This window comes from Agrobacterium sp. B1(2019) (assembly GCF_008274755.1).
Taxonomy (GTDB): Bacteria; Pseudomonadota; Alphaproteobacteria; order Rhizobiales; family Rhizobiaceae; genus Agrobacterium; species Agrobacterium salinitolerans.
The window spans coordinates 273045-296445 of record NZ_VTPB01000004.1; the positions used below are offsets into that span (position 1 = coordinate 273045).

The 23401-nt window shown below is 60.9% G+C and carries 19 protein-coding genes; 6 read left to right on the forward strand and 13 right to left on the reverse strand.

Features of this window, described 5'->3' with window-relative positions:
* Positions 1-100: 100 nt before the first annotated feature.
* Genes AGR1_RS25440 through AGR1_RS25450 form a run of 3 tightly spaced genes read left to right on the forward strand, consistent with a single transcriptional unit; the run spans position 101 to position 3275 of the window.
* Complete coding sequence (locus AGR1_RS25440) at positions 101-1339, forward strand: tyrosine-type recombinase/integrase (protein ID WP_187772191.1); 1239 nt, start codon at positions 101-103, stop codon at positions 1337-1339.
* Positions 1336-2283 (forward strand): tyrosine-type recombinase/integrase, encoded by a 948-nt coding sequence (locus AGR1_RS25445; RefSeq protein ID WP_149147393.1) that lies wholly within the window; start codon positions 1336-1338, stop codon positions 2281-2283. Before AGR1_RS25440 ends, AGR1_RS25445 begins: the two co-directional genes overlap by 4 nt.
* Complete coding sequence (locus AGR1_RS25450; RefSeq protein ID WP_149147392.1) at positions 2280-3275, forward strand: tyrosine-type recombinase/integrase; 996 nt, start codon at positions 2280-2282, stop codon at positions 3273-3275. The genes AGR1_RS25445 and AGR1_RS25450 overlap by 4 nt, the downstream gene beginning before the upstream one ends.
* Here AGR1_RS25450 and AGR1_RS25455 read toward each other — a convergent pair.
* The 5 genes from AGR1_RS25455 to AGR1_RS25475 form a co-directional block, all read right to left on the reverse strand.
* Positions 3161-3985 (reverse strand): ArdC-like ssDNA-binding domain-containing protein, encoded by an 825-nt coding sequence (locus tag AGR1_RS25455; protein ID WP_246669742.1) that lies wholly within the window; start codon positions 3983-3985, stop codon positions 3161-3163. The genes AGR1_RS25450 and AGR1_RS25455 overlap by 115 nt on opposite strands.
* 268 nt (positions 3986-4253) lie before the next feature.
* On the reverse strand, positions 4254-4838 hold the full coding sequence (locus AGR1_RS25460) for a hypothetical protein (RefSeq protein ID WP_149148764.1): 585 nt from the start codon (positions 4836-4838) through the stop codon (positions 4254-4256).
* Position 4839: 1 nt separating this feature from the next.
* Complete coding sequence (locus tag AGR1_RS25465; protein ID WP_149148765.1) at positions 4840-5187, reverse strand: hypothetical protein; 348 nt, start codon at positions 5185-5187, stop codon at positions 4840-4842.
* Between the two features lie 32 nt (positions 5188-5219).
* Positions 5220-5513, reverse strand: coding sequence for a hypothetical protein (locus tag AGR1_RS25470; RefSeq protein WP_149148766.1), 294 nt, complete (start codon positions 5511-5513; stop codon positions 5220-5222).
* 134 nt (positions 5514-5647) lie between these two features.
* Complete coding sequence (locus AGR1_RS25475; protein WP_149148767.1) at positions 5648-7396, reverse strand: ParB/RepB/Spo0J family partition protein; 1749 nt, start codon at positions 7394-7396, stop codon at positions 5648-5650.
* Positions 7397-8336: 940 nt separating this feature from the next.
* On the opposite strand from AGR1_RS25475, the gene AGR1_RS25485 reads away from it, so the two are divergent.
* Positions 8337-8597 carry a hypothetical protein gene (locus AGR1_RS25485; RefSeq protein WP_149148769.1) on the forward strand — a complete coding sequence of 87 codons (261 nt, stop codon included), beginning with the start codon at positions 8337-8339 and terminating at the stop codon, positions 8595-8597.
* A 163-nt stretch (positions 8598-8760) separates the two neighbouring features.
* Here AGR1_RS25485 and AGR1_RS25490 read toward each other — a convergent pair whose 3' ends face one another.
* From AGR1_RS25490 to AGR1_RS29705, 5 genes are all read right to left on the reverse strand, one after another.
* Positions 8761-13860 carry a DEAD/DEAH box helicase family protein gene (locus AGR1_RS25490; protein WP_149148770.1) on the reverse strand — a complete coding sequence of 1700 codons (5100 nt, stop codon included), beginning with the start codon at positions 13858-13860 and terminating at the stop codon, positions 8761-8763.
* 100 nt (positions 13861-13960) lie between these two features.
* Positions 13961-14362, reverse strand: a complete 402-nt coding sequence (locus AGR1_RS25495; RefSeq protein WP_149148771.1) for a DUF3085 domain-containing protein — start codon at positions 14360-14362, stop codon at positions 13961-13963.
* 13 nt (positions 14363-14375) lie between these two features.
* On the reverse strand, positions 14376-14984 hold the full coding sequence (locus tag AGR1_RS25500) for a DUF1419 domain-containing protein (RefSeq protein ID WP_149148772.1): 609 nt from the start codon (positions 14982-14984) through the stop codon (positions 14376-14378).
* A 142-nt stretch (positions 14985-15126) separates the two neighbouring features.
* Positions 15127-16089 (reverse strand): DUF3991 and toprim domain-containing protein, encoded by a 963-nt coding sequence (locus AGR1_RS25505; protein WP_149148952.1) that lies wholly within the window; start codon positions 16087-16089, stop codon positions 15127-15129.
* A gap of 211 nt (positions 16090-16300) precedes the next feature.
* Positions 16301-16477 carry a hypothetical protein gene (locus AGR1_RS29705; RefSeq protein ID WP_045024681.1) on the reverse strand — a complete coding sequence of 59 codons (177 nt, stop codon included), beginning with the start codon at positions 16475-16477 and terminating at the stop codon, positions 16301-16303.
* 324 nt (positions 16478-16801) lie between these two features.
* On the opposite strand from AGR1_RS29705, the gene AGR1_RS30020 reads away from it, so the two are divergent.
* Positions 16802-17377 (forward strand): type II toxin-antitoxin system RelE/ParE family toxin, encoded by a 576-nt coding sequence (locus tag AGR1_RS30020; RefSeq protein WP_246669743.1) that lies wholly within the window; start codon positions 16802-16804, stop codon positions 17375-17377.
* The gene (locus AGR1_RS25520; RefSeq protein WP_136883698.1) at positions 17374-17700 is read left to right on the forward strand and encodes an XRE family transcriptional regulator; all 327 of its coding nucleotides are present in this window, start codon (positions 17374-17376) and stop codon (positions 17698-17700) included. Before AGR1_RS30020 ends, AGR1_RS25520 begins: the two co-directional genes overlap by 4 nt.
* Positions 17701-17748: 48 nt before the next feature.
* On the opposite strand, the gene AGR1_RS25525 is transcribed toward AGR1_RS25520, so the two are convergent.
* From AGR1_RS25525 to AGR1_RS25535, 3 genes are read right to left on the reverse strand one after another with little or no spacing between them, the layout of a single operon-like run.
* Entirely contained in the window at positions 17749-21006 is a 3258-nt protein-coding gene (locus AGR1_RS25525) for an error-prone DNA polymerase (RefSeq protein ID WP_149148773.1), read from the reverse strand.
* Positions 21003-22514 (reverse strand): DNA polymerase Y family protein, encoded by a 1512-nt coding sequence (locus AGR1_RS25530; protein ID WP_187772295.1) that lies wholly within the window; start codon positions 22512-22514, stop codon positions 21003-21005. The genes AGR1_RS25525 and AGR1_RS25530 overlap by 4 nt, the downstream gene beginning before the upstream one ends.
* Positions 22435-23199, reverse strand: coding sequence for an ImuA family protein (locus AGR1_RS25535; protein WP_149148774.1), 765 nt, complete (start codon positions 23197-23199; stop codon positions 22435-22437). Before AGR1_RS25535 ends, AGR1_RS25530 begins: the two co-directional genes overlap by 80 nt.
* Positions 23200-23401: the final 202 nt, after the last annotated feature.

Consider the following 23401-nt stretch of genomic DNA (forward strand, 5'->3'; position numbering starts at 1 on the left):
TGGAGCGAATGACTACGATCACATCCACCGGCGACTGACGCATCTTGCACGGCATTCGAATTGGCCGCCGTCTTTCCTTGTTTGAAACAAGGAGAATACCATGACGATCAGTCGCTATCGCTACTTCTACGCCTGTGCCTTCTCGCTGTTCGAGGACCATCTCGTCGCCTTTGTCGATGAGATGGTCGAGCTCGATCATGCAGAAAGCACGATCACCCTGTACCTGAGCTGCATCAACGATGTTGCAAAAGCAATGCACGGGGCCGGGATTGCCGCGTCTGACCTCGATCAAAGGCGAGCCACCGAACTCATCGCAGCCATGGGGTGGATAGAATCCCGAGCGTCCTACGCGAAGTTCATGATGAAGCGATTTGGGCGCTTTCTTGCGGAGCGTGGCGTGACGAGAGAGCGTCCGGCGCTCTCGCCCAGAGAAGCGGCGCGGCTGGAACTACGGACAGCCTATGAAGACTATTTGCGCCGCCAGCGGGGATTGAGCGAGCGGACAATCACCGATAGCTGGCGGTTTGCGGGGCAGTTCCTTGACTTCCGCTTCCCTGAAGAGACCGATGATCTTGGGAGTATATCCGCCTCCGACATCGCCCGGTTCCTGCATATGCGCGTCGTCCAAAGGGCACCGCGAGACAAAACCGTGCCGTCACACCTGCGAAACTTCTTCCGCTATTTGTTCAAGGCTGGGAAGACGTCTGCAAACCTCGCGAACGCCGTGCCGCGTGTGGCGCAGCGGTTCGGAACTCGGCTTCCACGTCATCTCTCGCTGGAACAGGTTGAGATGATCCTGGCTGCGGTGCGCGACACGGCACCATCCACCTTACGCAACTACGCAATGGTTCTGTTGATGGCGCGCCTCGCTCTGCGTCCTCAAGAGGTCGTCGCCATACAGATCGATGACATCGACTGGCGCTCAGGTGAAATCCTCATTCGTGGAAAGGGCGACAGACACGACAGGTTGCCGCTATTGCCCGAAGTCGGAAAGGCGCTTGCGGACTACATCAAGCTCGAGCGCGTGGCGACGTCTCGATCTCTGTTTGTCATCGACCGAGCGCCGCACCGCCCGTTCAAAGATGCGCAGGTTCTAAATCAGATCCTGCGCAAGGCGTACGAACACACGGGGTTAAAGCCACCAGCACCCTATGTCGGGTCCCAGATCCTGCGCCACAGTCTGGCGACCAATCTGGTTCAGAATGGCGCTTCTCTGGAGGAAATCAGCGACACGCTGCGCCATCGCTCCCGTGCGACCACGATGATTTACGCAAGGCTTGATGTCGAGGGTCTGCGCACCATTGCTCAGCCGTGGCCGACCACAGGAGGTGCAGCATGAGCAAGCTGTCTCAAGAGCTGGATCGCTATCTAGCCGTCCGCCGTGGCCTCGGGTTCGAGCTTCGCACGGATGAGCGGATACTGAGGCGCTTCATCGAACATGCTGAGAAGATGGGCACCGAATATGTGAGCGCCGGGGTCTTTATCGGATGGCGTGAGTCTTTCGGTGTTGCCAGCCAGCAGACGTGGTCACGACGGCTCGGTATCGTCCGAATATTTGCGCAGTGGCTCCACGGCATCGATCCTCAGCACAAGGTCCCTTCAAGTGACCTCATCCCTAGCCGTCATCGGCGAAGCAGGCCCTACATCTACAAGCCGGAAGAAATCCGCGCCATCGTGGAAGCGGCAGCAGCATTGCCATCGACCAACGGAATCCGGCCGCTGACATATGCGGTCTTGTTCGGCCTGATCGCGGTCACCGGGCTCAGGATCAGCGAAGCGATCTCGCTCGACAGCGGCGATGTCGATCTTGAGAATGGCGTTCTCACGCTGCGGAAGGGTAAGCTCGGCAAGGCAAGGCTCATCCCGGTGTCGAGGTGTACCGCGCTTCAGCTTGCGGCTTACGCGAAGGAGCGGGATCGGCTGCTTGAACGTCGCTCCCAGCCATTCTTCGTCGCGGACCACGGTGAACGGGTCGGCGACTGCGGTGTCAGATACAACTTCGCCACCGTCTGCCAAACTCTTGGTCTGCGGGAGAGGCAGAGATTCCATAAGCATGGCCGTGGCCCACGAATCCATGATCTGCGCCACACCTTTGCCGTCCGCACCATGCTGAACTGGTATCGATCCGGCATGGACGTCACTCGCGAGATGATCAAGCTGACTACATATCTCGGGCATGTCAGCCCCGAGCATACCTACTGGTATATCGAGGCTGTGCCGGAACTTTTGGCCCTCGCCTCCGCCCGCGCTGAGCGCGCTCTGGCGCTGGAGGGAAGCTTATGAGCAGATCATTGCTTCCCTCGCTCGTACAGCAGTTCTTTACCGACCGGCTGTGCACCCAGATGAACGCCAGCCCGAACACGATCGCCGGCTATCGCGACACCTTCCGCTTATTGCTGCGCTATGCGAGCGAGAAGATCGGCAAACCACCAACAAAGCTGTCGATAGACGATCTCGGCGTCGAACTGGTTGCCGACTTCCTTTGCGACATTGAGACCGGGCGCCGCAATAGCGCTCGCAGCCGAAATACCAGACTTGCCGGCATCCGCTCATTCTTCCGCTTCGTGGCGATGAGCGAACCGCAGTACATGCTGCAATGCCAGAAAATACTGGCCATGCCGAGCAAACGTCATGTCCGGCGAACTGTCGAATTCCTCGATCGTGAAGAAATGGATGCTCTGTTGGCAGCCCCCGATCGGTCGACCGGGATTGGTCGCCGTGACCACGCGATCCTGCTGGTCGCGTTGCAGGGAGGCTTGCGAGCCTCGGAGATCACCGGCCTCCGGTGCTGCGATGTCGTGGTCGGCACAGGGGCTCACATTCGGTGCGAGGGCAAAGGTCGCAAGCAACGGACAACACCGCTCCGGCGGGAAACCGTCAAGGTTTTGGAATCCTGGCTGAAGGAGCGTAGGGGCGGTCAAGATGATCCGCTCTTCCCAAGCAATCGTGGGACACGGCTCAGTCGGGACGCGCTGGAAGACATCGTCCATCGGCACGTGCTCACCGCATCGAAATCGTGCCCGTCGCTCGTTGGTAAACGGGTCAGTCCCCACGTCCTGCGTCACAGCACCGCGATGGAGCTTTTACACCACGGGATCGACCAGACCGTTATCGCGCTCTGGCTTGGGCATGAGAATGTCGAGACCACGCAGGTCTACGTTCATGCGGATCTGCGGCTCAAGGAAAAGGCCCTGGCCCGATTAACGGCTGCCGCCGATAATCCAGGAAGATATCGGCCGGACGACAAGTTGCTCGCCTTCCTCGAATCCCTTTGATTATGCCGCAAACTTTGAGCTGGAGGCCAAGGCTTCCGGCTCATCCGGACAGTTGGCGGCATAATCTGGATGTCGGCATTATGGGTTGCCTCATGGCTGAGGACGGCCGCGTATCCGGCAGCATCGCGAAACGCCTCGAAGGGCGGCATCTGGATATAATCCATGATCGGAGAATAGTAGGCCTGAGTGCCGCCGTGCCGGATGACCGCGCCGGTATTTCGAAAGAAGCGATCGGCGCTCTCGATCCGCTCGATCGGATCAACGACCTTGGCTAGCGGCGCATAATAGCTGTCGGGCAAACCGTCGATTTGCTCCACATTGAACACCGAATAGGCTTTCAGGAACGGGATTTCCCGGTCGACCTCGTTACCGTTTCCGTCCGCTTCGGACCTGGTGAAACGGCTGGCGAAGACAACGGTCGAGCCGGTTTCGCCCTTGCGCACAGCTCCTCCCAATTCAAGCGCCTGCTTGAACGTCATCCACATTGAGGAGGTAAAGCCATGCGATATCTGCTCGGACCATAGGAGGAGCACGTTCATGCCTGAATAGGGAAGGCCATTGTGGCGCACGGGCCGGCTAATACGGGCAGCGGTGTTGGTGGCGCTCCACGGTTTCATCCAGGGGCGGACGCCCTTTTCCAGATCCTCGACGATCCGATCGGTGATCCGCGTGTAGATATCCGCACGGTCCGATCCTGATTTCTTTATCATGGCTCTTCTCTCCTTTTTAGGAACCGCGCCTATCGCGACCCGTCACGGAGGTCCGAAGTCAGGGGCCGCTGGTGTGGCCGTGCACCGAAGGCCGCAACAGCGTGGAGGACGGCAAAGCCGTTGCACGGGCGCCCGGCTCCTGCAGGACCGCCGAGCGGGACGGGCCGCGATAGGCGTGTCCCGAGCTCCATCCTGAACATGAAAAAAGCCGGCGCCCGTGGGCGCCAGCCTGAAAAGGGAAATGGCGGGTGCGACCCCGCCAAGTGTGTCATCCAAGAGCGGCCATCTGAGCCTCGGCCGCCTTGCGGTCGAGCGATGCGCCCGGGTTTTCGACCGGCCGGTCGAATGGTTTCCAGGTCTCGCCGACGATCTGTTCGTAGGCGGTCACCGCGCCCTCTGCTGCCATCCGGAGTGCGTGGGACTGGACGCCCATGTCGGCCGCAAATTCCCGCTTGCGCTGGGCGGCGCTGTCGTAGCCGACCGGGCCGTCAAGATCTTCATCGCGGGCATCGTTCGATGCCTTGGCAGTTGCGTCGCGCGCTTCGGTAACCGCCCGGGAGTAGAACTGACCGGCGCCGTGGGCCGAGCCGACGAAGGCTCCGACAATGCGCTGCAGGTGGATCTGCATCGCCTTCTCGCCGAGCCCTTCGGACAGGCTGTCGGCGGTCTCGATGATCAGCCGCTCATGCAGGTTGCGGATGCCATCGCTGTCGACGACCGCGGTGCCGAAGCTTTCGGCGATCTTGAGCGCCTGGGAGGCGTCGGGGCACGAGAGGCGGACCATTTCGAGGGTTGCGCCGCGGCGAGATTGCGAAAGCCGTGTGTTGCGGTTGGGAGTTGCGGGCTTGGCCATATCAGTTCCTTCCTTGGCTGCCGAAGCGGTTCCGGCCCGTGCCGGTCTGGCCTTCGATGCGGACGACCAGAACCGGCAAAGGGCGGGCGGCTTCAGAGGTCCGATGCGGCTGAGCAAGCAGGGCAGGTTTGCGGGCCAGCAGGTTCTGACCTGAGCAGACCGCGAGCTTGCCCTCGCGAAGTGAGGCTGGATCGGCCGCTCCGCGGCGCGACAGCGGCCTTGAAACGCCCGGCCGCCGGTTCAGACCGCAGCAACAAGAAGGGCAGTCCGACACGGGCCCGATATCTGTCTCCAGCGGGAAGGAACTGATATGGCCGAGCCCCATGCCGACGACATCGAGGACGGGCAAGTCAAGCACCGGCGGGCTCGTTTCGGGTCCGCTTATGCCGCCGGATGATGCGTAGGGAATTCGTCGCGATGCCGCAGTTCCCCGATGGCCTGCTCTTGCACCGCCAGACTGCAGGCAATGACGTCGAGCTCGACCCACCGCTCGAAGGTAAGGCGGTGGACGAGCTCATGATGATATTTACGAGGGCCGGCTCCGGCCTTCGCCGTCATCGCCTGTCTCCCCGCGCGGGCCATAATCTGCCGGGTTAGACATTCCAGATGCCGTTGGGTTTGTCGCCCGGCGTCGATTGCTTGCGCCAGCGTTTTCGAAGCATGGGCGTCGATCATGGCTCGTCCCCCGGGGCTTCGCCAGCCTTTGGAGGAGGACGGCCTGTCGGCGGATAAGCCGTCCACATCGGCGGCAAACTCCACCCCCGAAAAATCAGGGGTGGGTCGTGCCATGTTTGACTGAGGGACGGCGGTCATGCTGCAGCTTTCTGAGGGACGTCTTGGGCAAGCTCTTCGTCGTCGGATAGATCGGTATACGGCAGCTCGTCCTGATCTGCGTCCTCATCAATGTGCCCTTCCCGGTCCTCAGCGGGCTCGTCGGCTTGGCCGCCATCGTCATCATGCTGGGCCGTGCCGATAGTATCGGTGGGAGAGCTTCCGCGGATCCAGTCGAGCAACTCGTCGGCAGGTGGGGTGAAGCGGGCCGATGCATGGACGAAGCGCTCGTTTGCGAAATGCTCGACGAGCGCTGCGCGGGTCTCGCGAACCTTCTGACGCGGCTGGACAGACGCTTCAGTGCAACCCGCCTCCAACGCCTGGCGAGAAAGGCACAGGAGGAACTCCTCAGAGCCCATGTTTGGCAGGTACTGGTCGGCGCCGATCGCCTCGCCGGCGATACGGGAGACCATGCCGCTGTTCGAAACGCCGCGGCGGCACGACAGAACATCGATCAGCACCGAGCGGACGGCGATCCGGAGCGCGTCCTGATCGAAGGCGAGCTTGCCATGCTCGTCGAACAGGGTGACGGCATGGCGAGAGAAGCGCTTGCCGCCGTAGAACGTCCCATCTGCACCGGAGTCGACACGAACGTTCTGGCCGGCGAAGGCCAGCACCATCAGCATGTCGTCTTCGATCGGCGCGCGGCCGAAAGCCTCGTGCAGGGCATTGGTACGGAAATCGCCGATCATGTCATGACCCTTCTGGGTCACGTCAGGCCGAGCCTTCTGCGTCGTGGATGCACCGGAATCATCGCTGCCTTCCGCAGTTCCCTCAGGACTGCTTCCCTTCGGCTTGGCCGTTTCAGGCATGCGGTAATGCACCGTCTGCACCTTGCCATCGCGGTCAAGGTAAAGCGCGGTATGATCAGACTTGGACGGCTTGCCGTAGACTTGCGCCGCCTTTTTTGGCAGCTCCGGCTGACCCCAACTGTTGACCTCGATGATGGCGCCGCGCTTCGGCAGGTTGCTGGTCATCCATTCGTGTTGGGCGCCGAGGAAGCCCTCGACATTCGTCGTGTAGCGACCGTCCTGGTCGGCGGGTGCGAAGAGGTCCTCGACCCATTCGATCCCATAGGCCTGGGCCAGATCGTCACCGAAGCTCGCATCGCGGGCATACATGCGCTTCTTGGTGAGCGCATTGGCGATCTGCCACCACGGAGCGGTATCGCCTTTCTTCGGCTTATGCGCCTTCCAGACTTCCTTCTGGTCGACTTGGCCGGCGGCGGCGATGATCCGCAGCTGCTGCTCAGACGGCATGTCGCCCAGCGCCATCTGTTCAAGCATTGCCGGCAGGACGTTGGCGAGCAGGCGCAGCTTGCGGATCTGGCGAACAGGTAGCGCGAGGGCGACAGCAATGGCTTCCTCGGTCCAGCCGAGAGCAACGAGCCGTTCGATGCCCCGCCATTGATCCACGGGGTTTAGCGCCTCGCGGACGCTGTTTTCGACCATCGAGCGCATGGCGCCGTTGTCGTTGGCAGCATCGACGACGAGGATTTCGATTTCTTCCAGTCCGGCGGCGATGGCGAGCCGGACACGACGATGACCTGCATCGATGATATAGCCGTTTCCGCCATCGGTCTCGGGGGCAACCACCGGCGGCTGCACGATGCCGACGGCCTTGATCGTCGCCAGCATCAGTGCATCCGCCTGTGGCGAAGACTTCGTTTGGCGCATCCGGTCAGGGTTTTCCTTCAGCGCGCGCGGGTCAACCTTGATGATCTGCATGGGATGTTCCTTTCGGGAGCTTCCGGACCGGCGCCTTGCCAGCCCTTCCTGTCTTCATCTTTTCTGGAAGACACCTCCCGGACCGCGGAGCGGCCGGACTGCCGCAACTGCGGCCGAGCATCCCTGCTGCGCAGGACGAGCGGGGCTGACAGCCCTGCGAAGGACAAGCAGCCGGGATGGCGCAGGCGGCGGTTGAGCGCTAGCGTCGACAGGAGGACCGATCTGCGACCGGTTCTTGCTTCCTGCTTTCCTCTTTTCTCAAATCCTCATTGTTCAGTTTGGCCCAACCGGTCGACGACCGGAGAATGCGGGCGGCCGCCATGCTTCGAGAATGGGCTAGGTTCGGCGCCCAAGAAGGGCCAGACCATCGGCGAGCATGCGCTTCAAGATCAGCTTCCTGCTCTCCGGTGTGGCAGTGGCAATTTCGGGGAGAGGGATTGTAGGAGGCGACGGATTGCCAATTTCCGCCAGGGAGAGTGACTCCTCTGTCACTGGAGCGACAGTGACATGGGTTATTGTTGTCTCATCCGATCTGACCGACACGATGACCTGTCCTCCGGAGCGGAAGCGGTCGACGCCTGTTTGAGCGGCCTCCTGCTCATCTTGAGCTTCGACCAGCGATGTCTGCGTTACCAGGAAAAATGGCATGTGTTCCCACTATGTGTTTTAGTGCAGATCTCATTCGCAGAAGTGGCGTGGTCAAGGTGCAGCACCGCATTTGCGGTCGCATTGGACACAAAAAAGGCGCTCGACCCGTGAGGAGAGCGCCTTCTTCTGTATCCCGGGACAACGTCAAACGCCGCGGCGATTGCAGCGAGCAGGACATCGTCTCATCGGGAAGTGATGTTCAGATATTGTTGACGAAAGGCAAATTCAAGTCGCGATCTGGAACATCAACTGTTAGATCTTCTCGCCCACCAGGAATGCCAGGCGAAATATCATGAGCAGAGATATCGAGACGAGGAGAACCATCGCACAGCGTGTGATCGATCGGGCGACAACGCGCGGTGCGCCGATCGACACTGATCCCGCCTTCCTCGCCGTAGTGGAGGAATGGATTCGGGGAGATATCGACTTAAAGGCTATGCGCGAACGGTACCTTGATATAATCGCCCTTCGAGCTGCTGAACGGCGCGGCCCGCTGAAAAACCGCCTCGGCATAAACCCATCGGAGTCGTCAAACGAGGCGAACGAAGAATAAAAAAATGGGCCTGCGGAACCGCGGCCCATGAAGTGTGGAGACCTAAAACCTCCAGAGGGGAACAGCTGCTGCGACGGAACTGGGAGGTGACCGTCATGTGCATCAGCTAAAGGCGTTATGCCCGAATTTTGACCAACTGGAAAACATTTATTGTGCAACGCAGCTATGCAGCTGCTGCGATGGTCTCGCTGTCCAGATCTTCCGCCAGTTGAGCCTCGATTGTTCGCAGCTTCAGGCGCTTTTCCTTGAGGTCGTCTGCGAACGCGAAAGCGCCTCCGTTGCGGGAGCGGTAGGAAGCCAATCGCCGCTCGGCCTCTTCCAGACGCCGGCGATACTGGCGCTGTTCCTCGTCGAAGCCGATGAGAGCGTGTTCGAGGCGCGATATGGCGCCGAGCGGTGTGACCGTGATCGGCAGATCGATCTCGTAGTCAGCGCCCGTGCGCTGGAGCAGCGTTTGGTAGTGGTAATTGTCGCCACGGCCGAACTTCTCTCCGAAATAGACGAGATCGAAGCCCCCGATCGTCGCCAGATGCACCTCGCCTTCCTGCTGCAACTGCAGGAGCGTGAAGATCTCTTTCATCAGCACGCGGCCCGCTTCCTTGCGCTCGGTATATTCTTGTCCAAGCACCATCATCGTAAAGGCATCGCCGGAGGTCGACTGTCGCCGCGCGATGTCCTCCCCAATCTCGGCGATCCGCCGGGTCGATATCTCGATCTCACGCTCGGCATCACGCATCTGCCGGCGGACGGCATATTGGTCGTCCTCATGGGCAGCGCGCAGCCGCTCGAGCCGCGCGATGTCAGCTTCCAGTCCGGCCTTCTGCATCAGCCGCTCGTCGCCTGATGCAATGGCCTTTGCCATAGCGAACTGATTGGCGGCACCTTCACCGAAATCCTCTAACCGGCGGATCGACGTGTCGCCGGAGAGGGCGGCGGCGATGAATCGCGCCTTGCGCTCATTGTTCTGCCACATGGAGGCGTCGAGCGAGCCTTCGGTGGCATAGGCGAAGATATCGACTTCGTCATGCTGATTGCCCTGGCGGACGATGCGACCCTCACGCTGCTCTATCTGCGACGGCAGCCACGGGACGTCGAGATGGTGCAGCGCCTTGAGCCGAAGCTGGGCGTTAACGCCCGTGCCCATGGTTTCCGAGGAACCGATCAGGAAACGCACCCTGCCGGCACGGACATCACCGAACAGCCGCTGCTTGGCCTCTGTCTTCTTGTAATCCTGCATGAAGGCGATCTGCGATGCCGGCACGCCGAGCCGGACCAGCTCGTCACGAATGAAGCGATAGGCAGAGAAGCCGCGGGATTTCTCGACATTGATCGTGCCGAGATCGGAGAAGATCATCTGCGCCGCACCCGGCAGATCGAAGTCTGTGCCATTGGGGCGGCGATAGTTTGCTTCACCCGTCTCCTGCCAGATCCTGTAGGCGTTGCGGATGAGCAGATTGAGCTTATTGCCCTGCTCATTCTCGGCACCCGGCATGACGAAACGAAGATCGATGGCCGCATGGCGCCCATCGGTGATGACCGAGAGCAGGATGTCGTCGCCCGGCTTGGCCGGTCCCTCCCTCTGTTCGATCGCCTTGATCCGACCATCGAGCATCTGCTGGTAGGTCTTGAACAAAGCCGTCGGCTTGGCCGTCAGGATCTGACGGCGCCCGGTCGAGATGTCAGGCACCTTCACATACTGACGAAGATCCTCCGGCATGACCACATCGGCAAACGAGCGGAACATGGCGATCAGTTCCGGAACATTGACGAAGGAAGCGAACCGAGACACAGGCTTGTATTTTCCGGAGGGCTGGATTTCGAGTTCTGTCGTCGTGTCGCCGAAGCAGGAGGCCCAGGCATCGAACTCGTGCAGCCCGCGTTCGGCAAGCGCTTCGTGGCCGAGCAGTCGCTGGATCGAGAACATCTCGCCGAGCGTATTGGTAATCGGCGTGCCCGAGGCCAGCACCAGCGACCGGCCAGGCTTCTTCGTCTCGATGTAGCGAGACTTTACATAGAGATCCCAGGCCCGCTGCGAGCCGTTCGGATCGATGCCCTTTAACGTCGACATATTGGTGGCAAAGGAAAGCTTTCGAAATTCCTGCGCCTCATCGACGACGATCTGGTCGACGCCGATTTCGGAGATGGTCAGGAGATCGTCCTTGCGGGTGGCGAGAGCTTCGAGCCGCTCCTGCAAACCCTCCTTCAACCGCTCGAGGCGCTTGCGCGAGACGCGGTCTTCGCTGTCGACCTTGGTCAGCAGATCCTCGTAGAGTTCCAGTTCATCCTGGATCATCTGTTGCTCGAACGCCGAGGGCACGGCAATGAACCGAAACGCCGAATGGGTGATGATGATCGAATCCCAGGTCGCGGTCGCCGCTCGCGACAGGAAGCGGGCCCGTTTGTCCTTGGTGAAGTTGGTCTCGTCAGCGACGAGGATCCGCGCGTTCGGGTAGAGCGCGAGGAATTCTCGTGCGGCCTGCGCCAGGCAATGGCCGGGTACGACCAGCATCGCCTTGGCGATCAGGCCGAGACGGCGCTGCTCCATGATGGCCGCGGCCATTGTCATCGTCTTGCCGGCCCCGACGGCATGAGCAAGGTAGGTCGAGCCGTCGGCAATGATCCGCCAGATGCCGCGTTTTTGATGCCCATATAAAGTAAAGGCGCCTGAGGCGCCGGGAAGTTTGAGATGGGAGCCGTCGAATTTGCGCGGCGCGATATTATTGAAACGATCATTGTAGTCGCGGGCCAGCCGGTCGGTGCGATCGGGATCCGTCCAGATCCAGTCCTGAAAGGCCTGCTTGATCTTCTGCAGCTTGTCGCGAGCTGCCTCGGTATCGACGATATTGAGCACCCTTCGCTCGCCATCGACATCCTTGAAGGTGTCGAAGATCTGCGGAACACGGCTGTTCAGGGCATCTGCGAGCAATTCCCCGGCATGGCGGCGGCTGGTTCCCCATTCGGACGTACCGGCGGCGCTGTAACCGAGCTGGCGCGCTTCGACCGTCCAGGACCCGAGCTCCGGCATATGGTGGATGCGGATATCTGCTTCCATCGTCTCCTTGACGAAGGCCACGACATCGGCGGCCGGGATCCAAGGGGCGCCGAGACGGGCGGTGATGTCCGATGGTCGCAGATCGGCCGGCTGAACATCAACCAAGGCGCGAACATTGTGCTCATAGACGGGATCAAGGTCTGCCGCAGCTTGTGCTGCGGCGAGCTTGGTGCGCACCGTGCCGGAGAGATAGGCATCTGCCGTCTGCCAGGATCCGTCGGCAGGATCGCGGAACACTTCGTCGCCCAGATCGGCGATGACGGTGGACACGTCGCTATGGAGCAGCTCCGCGATATGATCGAGGTCGACATGGCCGCGCTCGTTGAGTACGACGGCCAGCGCATCAGCCGCATTGGTGATGACAGGCGACATCGGCGGAGCGATCACGCGGGTTGCGAATATCGGGCCTGGCTTCGCCGTGTCGGTCTCCAGATCATAGTCCTCGATCGAGGCGACCAGCCAGCAATCGGGATCGTCTCGGAAAGGCGCGAGGTTCGGCTGGCGATGGGTCTCCTTGACTTCGCCGGTCTCGGCATCCTCCTGGATCGAGACGGTCGTGTGGTTGATCGGCCCGAAGTCGCGGACGAAACTGGACCAGGCAATCCGCAGGAGGACCTGGAGATCGCGCCATGGGCGGTCGGTTTCCTGAGCTTTCAGTACCTCGCGCACCGCGTCACGGATCGGGATCAGTTTTGAGACGATCCGGACTTGCTTTTCCGAGATCCCATCCCCTGTACGACCCTTTCGCACCGTCACAGGCACGGCCGCGCCATCCAGCATCTGCATCAGGCCCTTCGACCGGTCGAGGAAGAAACTGCCTTCGCGGATAACACTGTCCCTCGGCTTCAGATCGACGATGTCGCCGAGCTCGTCCTCCAGATCGATATCGATGGGCGTTGGCTCGCCGTCGTAGAGATCGGCCGGCAGGACATTGATCGCAGCGGCGAGTGCGGCTTCCAGATCCTCTCCAGCGCGCGGCAAGCAGGTATAGGTCTCGCCGAACGGTCCGGAGGTCAACGTGTGTGTGCCGAGCACGAAGTCGGAATGGCGGGCAAACCACCTGTTGACGCGGATGGCGCCTTCGTCATCAGTTGCGGGGCGAACCTCGTCCACGTCGAGCCAGGTCTGATCCCCCTCCGGCTCACCCGGCTTGCGCTTGCGGAAGAACAGGATGTCGACGACGACATCCGTGCCGGCATCACGGCGGAAGCTGCCTTCGGGCAGGCGGATCGCGGCAATGAGGTCGGCGGACTTCGTGATATGCTCGCGCCCCGTCGTATCGGCCTTGTCCATCATGCCGTGCGATGTGACGAAGGCCGCGAGCGCACCCGGCTTCAAGAGGTCGATCGACCGGGCGATGAAATAGTCGTGCAGACGAAGGCCGAGCGAACTATAGGCGCGATCAGAGCGGACAATACGATCCGAGAATGGGGGATTGCCGATCGCGAGATCGTAGATCGGCGTCAGATTGGTGCGGGCAAAGTCACCATTGATGATCCGGGCCTTCGGCTGCAGCAGCTTGACGATCCGCGCGGTGACGGGATCGAGCTCGACGCCGGTGACGTAGCTGCTGTTTCGATACGCTTCTGGCATCAGCGCTGGAAATAGTCCCGTGCCGATCCCCGGTTCAAGGACGCGGCCGCCACGCCAGCCGAGCCTCTGGATGCCGGCCCAGATCGCCCGGATGATGAACTCCGGCGTGAAATGAGCATATTGGGTGCAGCGGGCCAAAGACGCATAGTCGGCTTCGGAGACGGCTGTTTGGAGCGAGGAGCCGAGATCATCCCAGCCCTGCCGGAAATCGACCTCCCCCGGTCGGCGGAACATCCCGTTGGCGAGTTCGCCGGCGCCAAAGCCGGTGAAGCGGATCAGGCGCTTCTGGTGTTCGCGTGTGACGGGCACACCATTGCGCTCGATCTCTCGCGCCGTCAGGATGGCGGCGACGTTCAGACGGGCGCGCTCCTTCCAGGACGAAGGTAAGCCGCGGTCACTCTCGAAATAGAAGTTTGCGCGGAGCCTCGTGGGGCGGGAGGGCACTGCCGCCTCCCCGGGAGGTACGGATGCCGGCCCTGACGCCGGCGGCGTGGGATCGGGATCGTCGTCATTTGCGGCCGCAGGCGAAAAGGCGCCGAAGGCGGTCACGCCAAGGCCCAAGCCGGACGATAGTGCGGTATTGCCAAACATGTCGAACGTGAAGGGGTCGTTGCTCATGATAAATTCTCCTTGTGAGGGCGCGCGTCGTCGTCCAGCGACCGGGACGCGCTGACGAAGAGATGCTGATTGACGTTGGGGATCCGCTGCGGCGAAGACGCTACGGCCACTCGATGATGAAGAGTTCCATCGAGTCCTCATCGAAGGTGATGCCGAGATGCCTGGCATTCGGAGTAGCGGCGATCATCGCCTCCAGCTGGTCGGCATCGATGAATTCGACACCGTCGTCTCCTCCGAAGGTTCTGCGCTTGACTTCGAACCAGTCGTCGTTCGTGCGGGGATCGCATTCGAGCGCATAGGCGACGAACGGCTTTTCGCCGTCCGGCAGTTTGCCGTTCGAGCACAAGTAGACACCGTGATCACCCACGAGCCAGACACCCGGCTGCTCGCCGCCCCCGGGATGAAGGCCATAGTGGGGATTGCGAAAGCCGCCATTGGCTTCTGCGTCGGCGCGACCGCGGGCGATCACCGCCCGCACGGATTCAATCGGAAACAAAAGCATAGAAAGCGCCTCCTCACGCTGCGACTGCCGTATCGGGCAGATGGCGCAGTTGAACGGGCAGTTTGGCTGCGATCTCGTCGTCGGTCAGGTCATCAAGCAGCTTCAGCCTGGCAGATCCGGCATTGCTGAAGAGAGTGATGACACGCTGACACGGCAGATACTGCGGGGTGGTTTCATCGGCGTAGCCGCGATATGCGTCCGCCGTGTCGCTCCAGATGTGCTCGAGGCGTTCGTCCCGCGTCATCGATCGAACAGGGCGCGTTTCCCTCTCGATGATCGCCAGGCGCATGTCCTCCACCGACCCGCCGTCGGAGAGATCGCAATAGGCGTGGAAGAAACGAATGACTCCGTCGATCCGCAGCGCGAGGAACACCGATGTGACGGATTCGGTCAGAAATTCTCGCATCGCGAACATCGAACCCCGGATCCACAGCGGCGGCAGGATCTCGAACATGTAATCATGCTCGCGCTCGGCGATTTCGAACCACTCGCCTGCATAGAGCGCGCTCGCGTCACCGTCGAAACGGTGAGGACGCTTAGCATGCCGATCGAACATTCGGAACATCTGATGGCGCTCAGCGATGCCCTGGTAGACTTTGCGGATTGCGGAAGGGTTGCTCATTGGCGGCTCCTCTGGCCCTGTCCGGACCGAAGTGCGGTGCTGCCCTGCCGGCTCACCATCCTCTTCAGTCCCTCATGACCTCTCCCCTCAAGCCGCCTCTCCGTCCGGGCGGGTCAAGGGCCGCTCTTAAGCGGGCGAAGCTTCACCCTTGACGCGGCCGGCGGGCATGCGGCAGGCCTCGGCTTGTTTCCATTCTTCTCTCCCTTCTTTCTTTCTCCCGCGCCTTCAGCGCGTCATTCCAGTCCTCGGCCGGCGGCTTCAGGCGCAACCAGTCACAGCCCACCTCATCTGCGATGTCACGGAGGCGGCCGGCAAAGATTTCGCCCTGGCTATTGGCGTCGGTGGCCGCGACCAGAACAGCGCTGGGACGCGCGGCCAACTGGCGGACTGCCGCTTCTGTCGCCGGCGACCAACCACCGCCGGTGCTGAGATAGAGGCTGCTCTCACGCAGCCCCTCGAATGCCGCCAGGCTCATGGCGTCTATCACCGCTTCGGTGACGCAAAGACGCATGGCGTCAGGAGAGCCAAGGCGAAACAGCATTTTAGAACCGCCTGTCGAAAAGCCGCGCCAATCGGGACCGCGCTCCTCCCAGCCGGTGACAGTACCATCGTCATTGACATGTGCGGCCCACATGCTGCCGTATGGGCCCTCTCGGAGGACATCACTTTGGATGGCCTTCCGGATGATCGTTCCCGGTAGGCAGCGCTCGCTGCGCAGATAGCGCCAGGTCATTGATCCCTGCCACGGCCGACGTCGTGTTGCCCAGCGTTCAGAGACGGAACTGCTGTGAGCGGGCTTTCCGGCCGGTCGAGACCAGGCAGGATCCCTGGCGACGATGCCGACAAGAGCGGCCACCCGGTCGAGCGCCTGGACGAAGGTCACGCCGTCCAGATGCTCCGCGAGACTGAAGACATCGCCTTTTGCGTCGGACAGTGGATCGAACCATCCTCGCCCCCCATGGATGACGATGACGATTTCCGCACCGCGCCGGTATTTCACTGCCTTGCGAGTGCTTTCCTTGACGTCGATGGCGAACCCAGCCTGTTCCAACACGGCTGCGCACGGGACACGGTCCCGAAGTTCTTCCAGTTTTTCTTTCTCCATTATTTTCCCGGCGCTTTTGGCGCCGCCTTCTCTCCAGATTCGTTCCTCCCGCAATTTGCGGGACCGTTTCCGGCGGCCGCGAAGAGCAAAGGGGGCAAGGGCGCGGCTGGCAATCTGCAGATTTGCATTCCGCTCCGGATGACCTGTCAGCAGCGGCGCAGCTTCCCTTGCCGCCTGCCGCTCGCAAGCGACACCCAGGAGGTGAAGGGTCTCAATGAGACCCACCCGGAACGTATTCATGCACGATCTCCAGATCGTCTTCATCGTCGAGTTCGTCGCTCGGCAGAACGCCGAACTCGTTGCCGGACCTGAACAGTGTGACCGGAACCATGAGGGTGCGGGAAAGCTGGAAGGCGTGGTTCTGCGCAAGCGAAAGATCGGTGTTCATCTGAGGCTCCATCTTTGGAGCGGGCCATTCCCGCTCGATGGCTCCCGTCAGTGTCCGGAACCGGTCGCGATCACCGCGAAGGCAAAGCCGAAGCGGCCGCAGCTTGCTAGCGGACCCCGTGAGCGGGTTGATCGACGGAGATCCGGGGCCGGACCAGGTAGCCATCCATCAAGAGCGGGATTGGGATGCCCCATACGCCTTGCCTTGGATCCACAATAATCGTGCTGATGCGGATCCTCGCCTTCCCTGATCGCCTTTCCGGTTGTTTTCTCGCTCCGACGTCGGGGTCGGTGTCGACGGGTATAACTGCTGGAGACGGCCCGCATGCAGCCCGAAGCTGAGTGTTCCGGACGGTTGCGGAAGCCGCATCGAGGTCTGACGTCGTTCTCACGCAGGCTCCAGATCACAAGTTCGCTGGAACGATCGTCGTGCGCGCCAACGGATCAGCGCCGTCCTCTTGTCAACTTTGAGGGGTCGCGTTATTCCGTCTGCGGAATATCTCTTGAAATATTCCACAAATGGAATACATTTGGAGCACCGATGAGTTGGAGCGTTGAATATACCGATGAGTTTGGTGAGTGGTACACGACGCTGATCGAGGCCGTTCAAGACGATATTGTAAGGGTAGTCGGAATTTTAGAAGCCAAAGGACCGCAACTTCCCTTCCCTTACTCATCCGGCATCGAAGGTTCAAAGCACGAACATATGCGGGAACTGCGGATTCAGAGCGGCGGCGAACCCTACCGGGTATTCTACGCTTTCGATCCGCGTCGCACTGCTATTTTGCTCGTCGGTGGAAATAAAACCGGCGACGACCGCTTTTATGAAATCATGGTTCCGGTCGCTGATCGACTATATGACAATTACCTGATCGAGATCGGGAAGGAAGGTTTGATATGACTGGACATCGCCCCTTTAACGACTTGCGCAACAGAATGTCGCCCGAACGCCGTGCCCGCAACGATGAAGCGACCAAGGCAATTCTCGAAGACATGGCGTTACACGAGTTGCGCGTGGCCCGTGAAAAAACTCAGCAGGATGTGGCACGCGCACTCCATGTGAAGCAGCCGGCTGTCGCAAAGCTGGAGCAGCGCGCCGATATTTATGTCAGCAATCTGCGACGCTATATCGAAGCATTAGGTGGCACGTTGGAGATTACCGCGAAGTTTCCCGACGCCTCGGTCAACATCAAGAATTTCAGCGAGTTGGCCGCTGAGAAGTAACAACGCTTGGAAGCAATAGGGCCTCCGACTATACATTACCTAAATCGCTTAATGAAAATTCCGGCTCTTAACCTTCAGCGTATCGATGTGAAGGTCCGGTGTGAACATGTCCCGCGGAACGACCGGCTTTGGCCGATCGCGTGAATCCGGCCCGCCGCCCCCGTGGGCAAACTCATCGCCGCGACCAGCCGGCAGCCTGAACTCCGTATCTCGATCAGCGAGACCAACCAGGTCGCCTGAGAGATCGAACAGTTGCTGGGCGACGAGATGGACGACCTCCCCTTCCCGCTGGATCCGCCCGTTGATCGCCATCATCGACGATCCCAGCACAATGCGCCTGCGCTTCTCGAACAGGGTGGGCCAGACGACGATATTGGCAGGACCCGTCTCGTCCTCGATGGTAATGAACATCACACCCTTGGCCGATCCCGGCTTCTGCCGCACCAGCACGAGGCCAGCGGTGTAAACCCATCGGCCATCCCGGGCATTCATCGCCTCGGCACAGGTGATGATATTGCGTGCCGACAGGTCCTTGCGCAGAAAGGCGACAGGATGCTGGCGCAAAGTCAGCCCGATGTGGCTGTAGTCCTCGATGACGTTATGGCCGTCCGTCATTTGCCGAAGTGCCACCTCTGGCTCCTGCTGCTCGGCAATCGCTGTCGCCTCGCGTTCGGCTGCGGCTGCAAACAACGGTAAGGGCTCGTCGCGCAGCGCCTTGATCGCCCAAAGCGCATCGCGTCGTTCGAGTTTCAACGATGGCAGAAAGGCGTCGGCCTCTGCCAGTTGAACAAGCGCTTCGGTCGGCACGCTGGACCGGCGCCACATGTCATCGACTGAGGCGAACGGGTTGTTCATGCGCGCTGCAACGATCCGTGCGGCGTCCGCGACAGCCAGCCCTTTCACCTGGCGAAACCCGAGGCGCACAGCATGACGATCGCTGCCTCCAACCCTTTCCAGCGTGCAGTCCCAGCGCGAGCGGTTGACGCAAACCGGCCTCACCTCGACGCCATGCTTGATTGCGTCCCCGACGATCTGGGCCGGAGCATAAAAGCCCATTGGCTGGCTGTTGAGAAGGGCTGCGCAAAAGATATCTGGATAGTGGCATTTGATATAGTTCGAAGCATAGGCAATCAGCGCAAACGACGCTGCGTGGCTCTCAGGAAAGCCGTAGGAGCCAAAACCTTCGAGCTGCGAAAAGGTCTTTTCGGCAAACTCTGGCGAATAACCATTCTTCACCATCCCCGAAACCAGCTTGTCCTTGAACCGCGAGACGCCGCCGGTAAACTTGAAGGTAGCCATGGATTTGCGCAGCTGGTCTGCCTCACCACCGGAGAAACCGGCGCAGACCATCGCTACCCGCATGGCGCTTTCCTGAAACAGCGGCACGCCGAGCGTTTTTCCAAGCACGGCCTCCAGCTCAGGGGTGGGATACTCGACCGGCTCCTTGCCTTCACGCCGACGAAGATAGGGATGCACCATGTCGCCTTGGATGGGACCGGGCCGGACGATCGCCACCTGCACGACCAGATCGTAGAAGGTGCGGGGCTTCAGGCGCGGTAGCATCGCCATCTGCGCACGGCTTTCAATCTGGAAGGTGCCGAGCGTGTCAGCCTTGCGGATCATCGCGTAGGTCGCCGCATCCTCCTGCTCGATCTTCGAGAGATCAAGGTGCTGGCCCTTGTGTTCGCGGATGAGATCGAAGGCCTTGGCCATGCAGGTGAGCATCCCGAGCGCCAAGACGTCCACCTTCATGAATTTCAGTGCCTCGACGTCGTCCTTGTCCCATTCGATGATCTGCCGGTCTTTCATTGTCGCTGGCTCGATCGGCACGAGATCGTCGAGCCGGTCGTGGGTCAGGACAAAACCGCCGGGGTGCTGACCAAGATGGCGCGGGGCGCCCATCAGCTGCTGCGCGAGTTTCAGGGTGAGCGCTAAGCGCCGGTCGTCGGGGTTGAGATTGAGCTCACGGATGTTTCTTTCGGGTACTTCTTCCGACCACGACCACATGCCTGACGATAGCGCCTTGATGACGTCCTCCGGCAGTCCGAGCGCCTTGCCGACATCGCGGATTGCGCCCTTGGCCCGGTATCGGGTGACGGTGGCGCAGAGTGCCGCCTTATCCTTGGTGTAGGTCTTGTAGATCCACTGGATGACCTCCTCGCGCCGTTCGTGCTCGAAGTCGACATCGATATCCGGCGGCTCGTCGCGTTCCTGGCTGACGAAACGCTCGAAGAGGAGATCATTGGTGGAAGGGTCGATCGATGTGATGCCGAGAATATAGCAGACGGCGCTGTTAGCCGCCGATCCCCGGCCCTGACAGAGAATGCCCTGACTTCTGGCAAAGCGCACGATCGAAAACACCGTCAGAAAGTAAGGCGCATATTTCATGGTGCGGATGAGATCGAGTTCGTGCCGCACGGTTTTGAGGACATCCGGTGGCAGGCCTTCCGGATAGCGATCGGGCGCACATTCCCAGACATAATGCTCGAGCGATCCTTGAGCATCCTTGCCCGGCACGATGGCTTCCTCCGGGTATTGGTAGGTAAGCTCTTCGAGGCTGAACTTGCAGCGTCTGACGATCTCCCTAGTTCGCGCCAAGGCCTCGGGATATCGCGGAAACAGACGCTCCATTTCTTCCGGTGGTTTCAGATAGCGATCCGCATGGCGCTCGCGCTCGGAACCGACATCGTCGATCGTGGTGTTGTGCCTGATACAGGTGACGATGTCCTGCAATTGCCGACGGCCCGGCTCATGAAACAGCACGTCATTGGTGACGACGGTTCTGACCTTGAACCGCGCCGCCATGTTGGAAATCTCATGCAGACGCAGCTGGTCGTTGGGGCGCCGGCGCAGGCAGAGAGACACGTAAGCGCGATCACCAAATAGCTCAGCCATTTTTCGAAGCTGCGCGGCACAGGTGGCATCCGGCAGATCAGGCACCAGAATGCCGATCATGCCCTCGGAGTAAGCGACGATATCGCCCCAATGCAGGAGGCAGTTGTTCTTGCCGCCACGCGATTTGCCCAGCGTGATCAGCCGCGTGAGGCGCGAATAGGCAACGCGGTCCATCGGATAGACCAGCACCGACATGCCGTCGGCGAGATCGAGACGACAGCCGACGACCAGGCGCAGACCGGTGGCGCGGGATGCTTCCAGCGCACGGACGATGCCTGCCAGCGAATTGCGATCGACGACGCCGAGCGCCTCGATCCCCAGGATCTTGGCGGTCTCGAACAGCTCCTGCGCTGAAGATGCGCCACGCAGAAAGGAGAAGTGCGTCGTGACCTGCAGCTCGGCATAGCTCATGCGAAGATCCCATGGCAAAACCAGCGATGGGACCCGGTCTCAGGATCAACCCCATCGCCCGAGCGGAACACCCACAGGCGTTCACCGGATTCGTCCTCGATGACGAAGTAGTCGCGCACGGCGTCCATCTCGGCATCGCGCTGCCACCACTCTCCAAAAATGCGTTCCGGGCCATCGGCGCGCTTGACCTTACGGCGCTTGCCGCGCCAGACGATGGAGACCGGAGGGCGGTCCGGCATCAGCGCGATTGCCTCGATCAGTTCGGGCCGTGGCAACAGCCGAACCGGCCGGCGCCAATGGCTGACCCAGGCAATAGCGATCGGTTCAGCAACGGGACTGATCCGCTTCACGGAGCGTTCCGGCACATCGGAGGCGACCGGTGCGACGCGATACACCCGCTGGCCCCGATTTCCATAGATATCGATGAGCGGCGTCACATCGGTGATGTCATCCTCGACCAAAGCAGAGACTTTCTGCGCCTCTTCCAATGGCTCGGCCAGAACGGCAACAAGGATGAGCTTCTCGATCCCGAAACCTGGCTCGATCTTTTCGGTCCGGTCCCGAAACAGTTTCGTCAGCCAGGCGATATCGCGGGCAGGCTTGGCGGTGCCTGCGCGAATGGCCTGCCTGGTACCGTCAACCTTCTCGACGATCAGATCGGCACGGCGCACCCCAAGACCGCGCTTCTGAAGCTCATCGACCAGTTGGACGACGAGGCGGCCGACATATTTGTTGATCGTTTCGGCAGCCCCAATCGGTTCAGAGAAGGCTTTCGAGACTTCGATCAGCTCAGGCATTCGGATCGGCTCGATAGGCTCGGCGATACGGCACAGCATCTGGTCGAGACGGCGGCCGATCTCCGGACCAAAGCGCAAAGTCAGTGGCGCACGTGGCGTGTTGGCAAGCTCGCCAATGGTCTGGAAGCCGAGGACGCGCAGATCGCCGATGATCTTTGCCGGCAGACGCAGGAGCGAGGCCGGCAGTTTTTCGACGGCGCGCACTGTCTCACCCGGCTTAACCACGATCGTTTCGCGGTTGATGGCGCGGGCGCAGGCGTGGGCTGCACCCCAGCTGTCGGCGACCGCTACACGGGCAGTCAGCTTGCCTCCCAGAAACTGGTTGGCGATCTTTGTCACCATTGACAGCTCGCCGCCCTGCAGGTGGTCGGCACCTTCGGTATCCATGACAATGCCATCGATCCCGTCGACGGCAACGATTGGCGAATAGATCGTCAGCGCCCAGAGCGTGATGCGTTCGAGTGCAACGCGATCGGCTCCGGGATCTGCATCGACCATCATCAGGCCGCGAAACAGCGACTGCGCCTTCGCCGCCGGCATGCCGACATGTACGCCTGCCGCTCTGGCGGCCGGGTCGGCAGCCGAAACCCACCGCTTCGGACCGCTTCTTGCAATCACGGCGATTGGCTGTTCAGGCGGAATAGACGGATCGGCCCGACGAATGCGATCCGTCGGCAGATCCGGAAGATAGATCGAGACGACCCTTGTCATCGCACGCCCTCACGAGAAACTCAGCACACTCACCCGCTTTCACGCGCATCAATTCCAGAAACCATTGAGGTCTGCCCACCCCCGGTACCGGCAACTCCTCTGACGGCATCACACTCACTCGCCATCTGGTCGTCGATGCCGTCGGCTGACCAAAATCATTCGCTTCGGTTTGTCGTCGCCATCGTCTGACCACGAGCGCCATGGTCCCCGTTCGCTCGGCCGCCAGTTGGAGACGCCGGGAACTGACCATCGGTAGACGGACAACCTCGCCGACGACGGCGCCGAGACCGCCGAAGGATAGGCCTTCCTCCATGTTGGCCAGAACATCCTCTTCCTTGTCGGACTCGACGAAGATGACGCGGTCGGGATGGAGGCCGACCTGGGCAAGCGCCGGAAAGAACAGATCCGGCCTCGTCAGACACCAGATGACGGGGCCTTTGGTCCGGGCGGCAATGCCGGCAACAAAAAGCGCGGCGGCTGCACCATCGACTGTACCGGATCCTCCGCCCGCAAACTCATGCAGCGCTCCATAGGCAAGCCCCCCGCCAGGCAAGGCCGCATCGATCTCGGGCACACCGAAAGGGAGCGTTCCGGCCCGTTTCGCGAATCCGCCCTCCATCGAAGCGATGCGGTCACGCAAGTCACAGATCACATCGGACACCACCTTGGGGCGGGCAGCGGTCATCGTTCACGGCTCCCTTCAAGGTCGTGTTCAAAGGATCGACATCATGTCGTACGGGCTATTTGTTCATTGTTTGTTCTTATGGCGCACAAGAGTCAAGCGAGGAATATTATCCCAGCATTAGCAATTTTAAAGATTCGAAGCGGAATCAAGCGCGTACGGCAAAAAGAAATTTTGCGGGCCTCTCGAATGGTGGCGCGCGCTC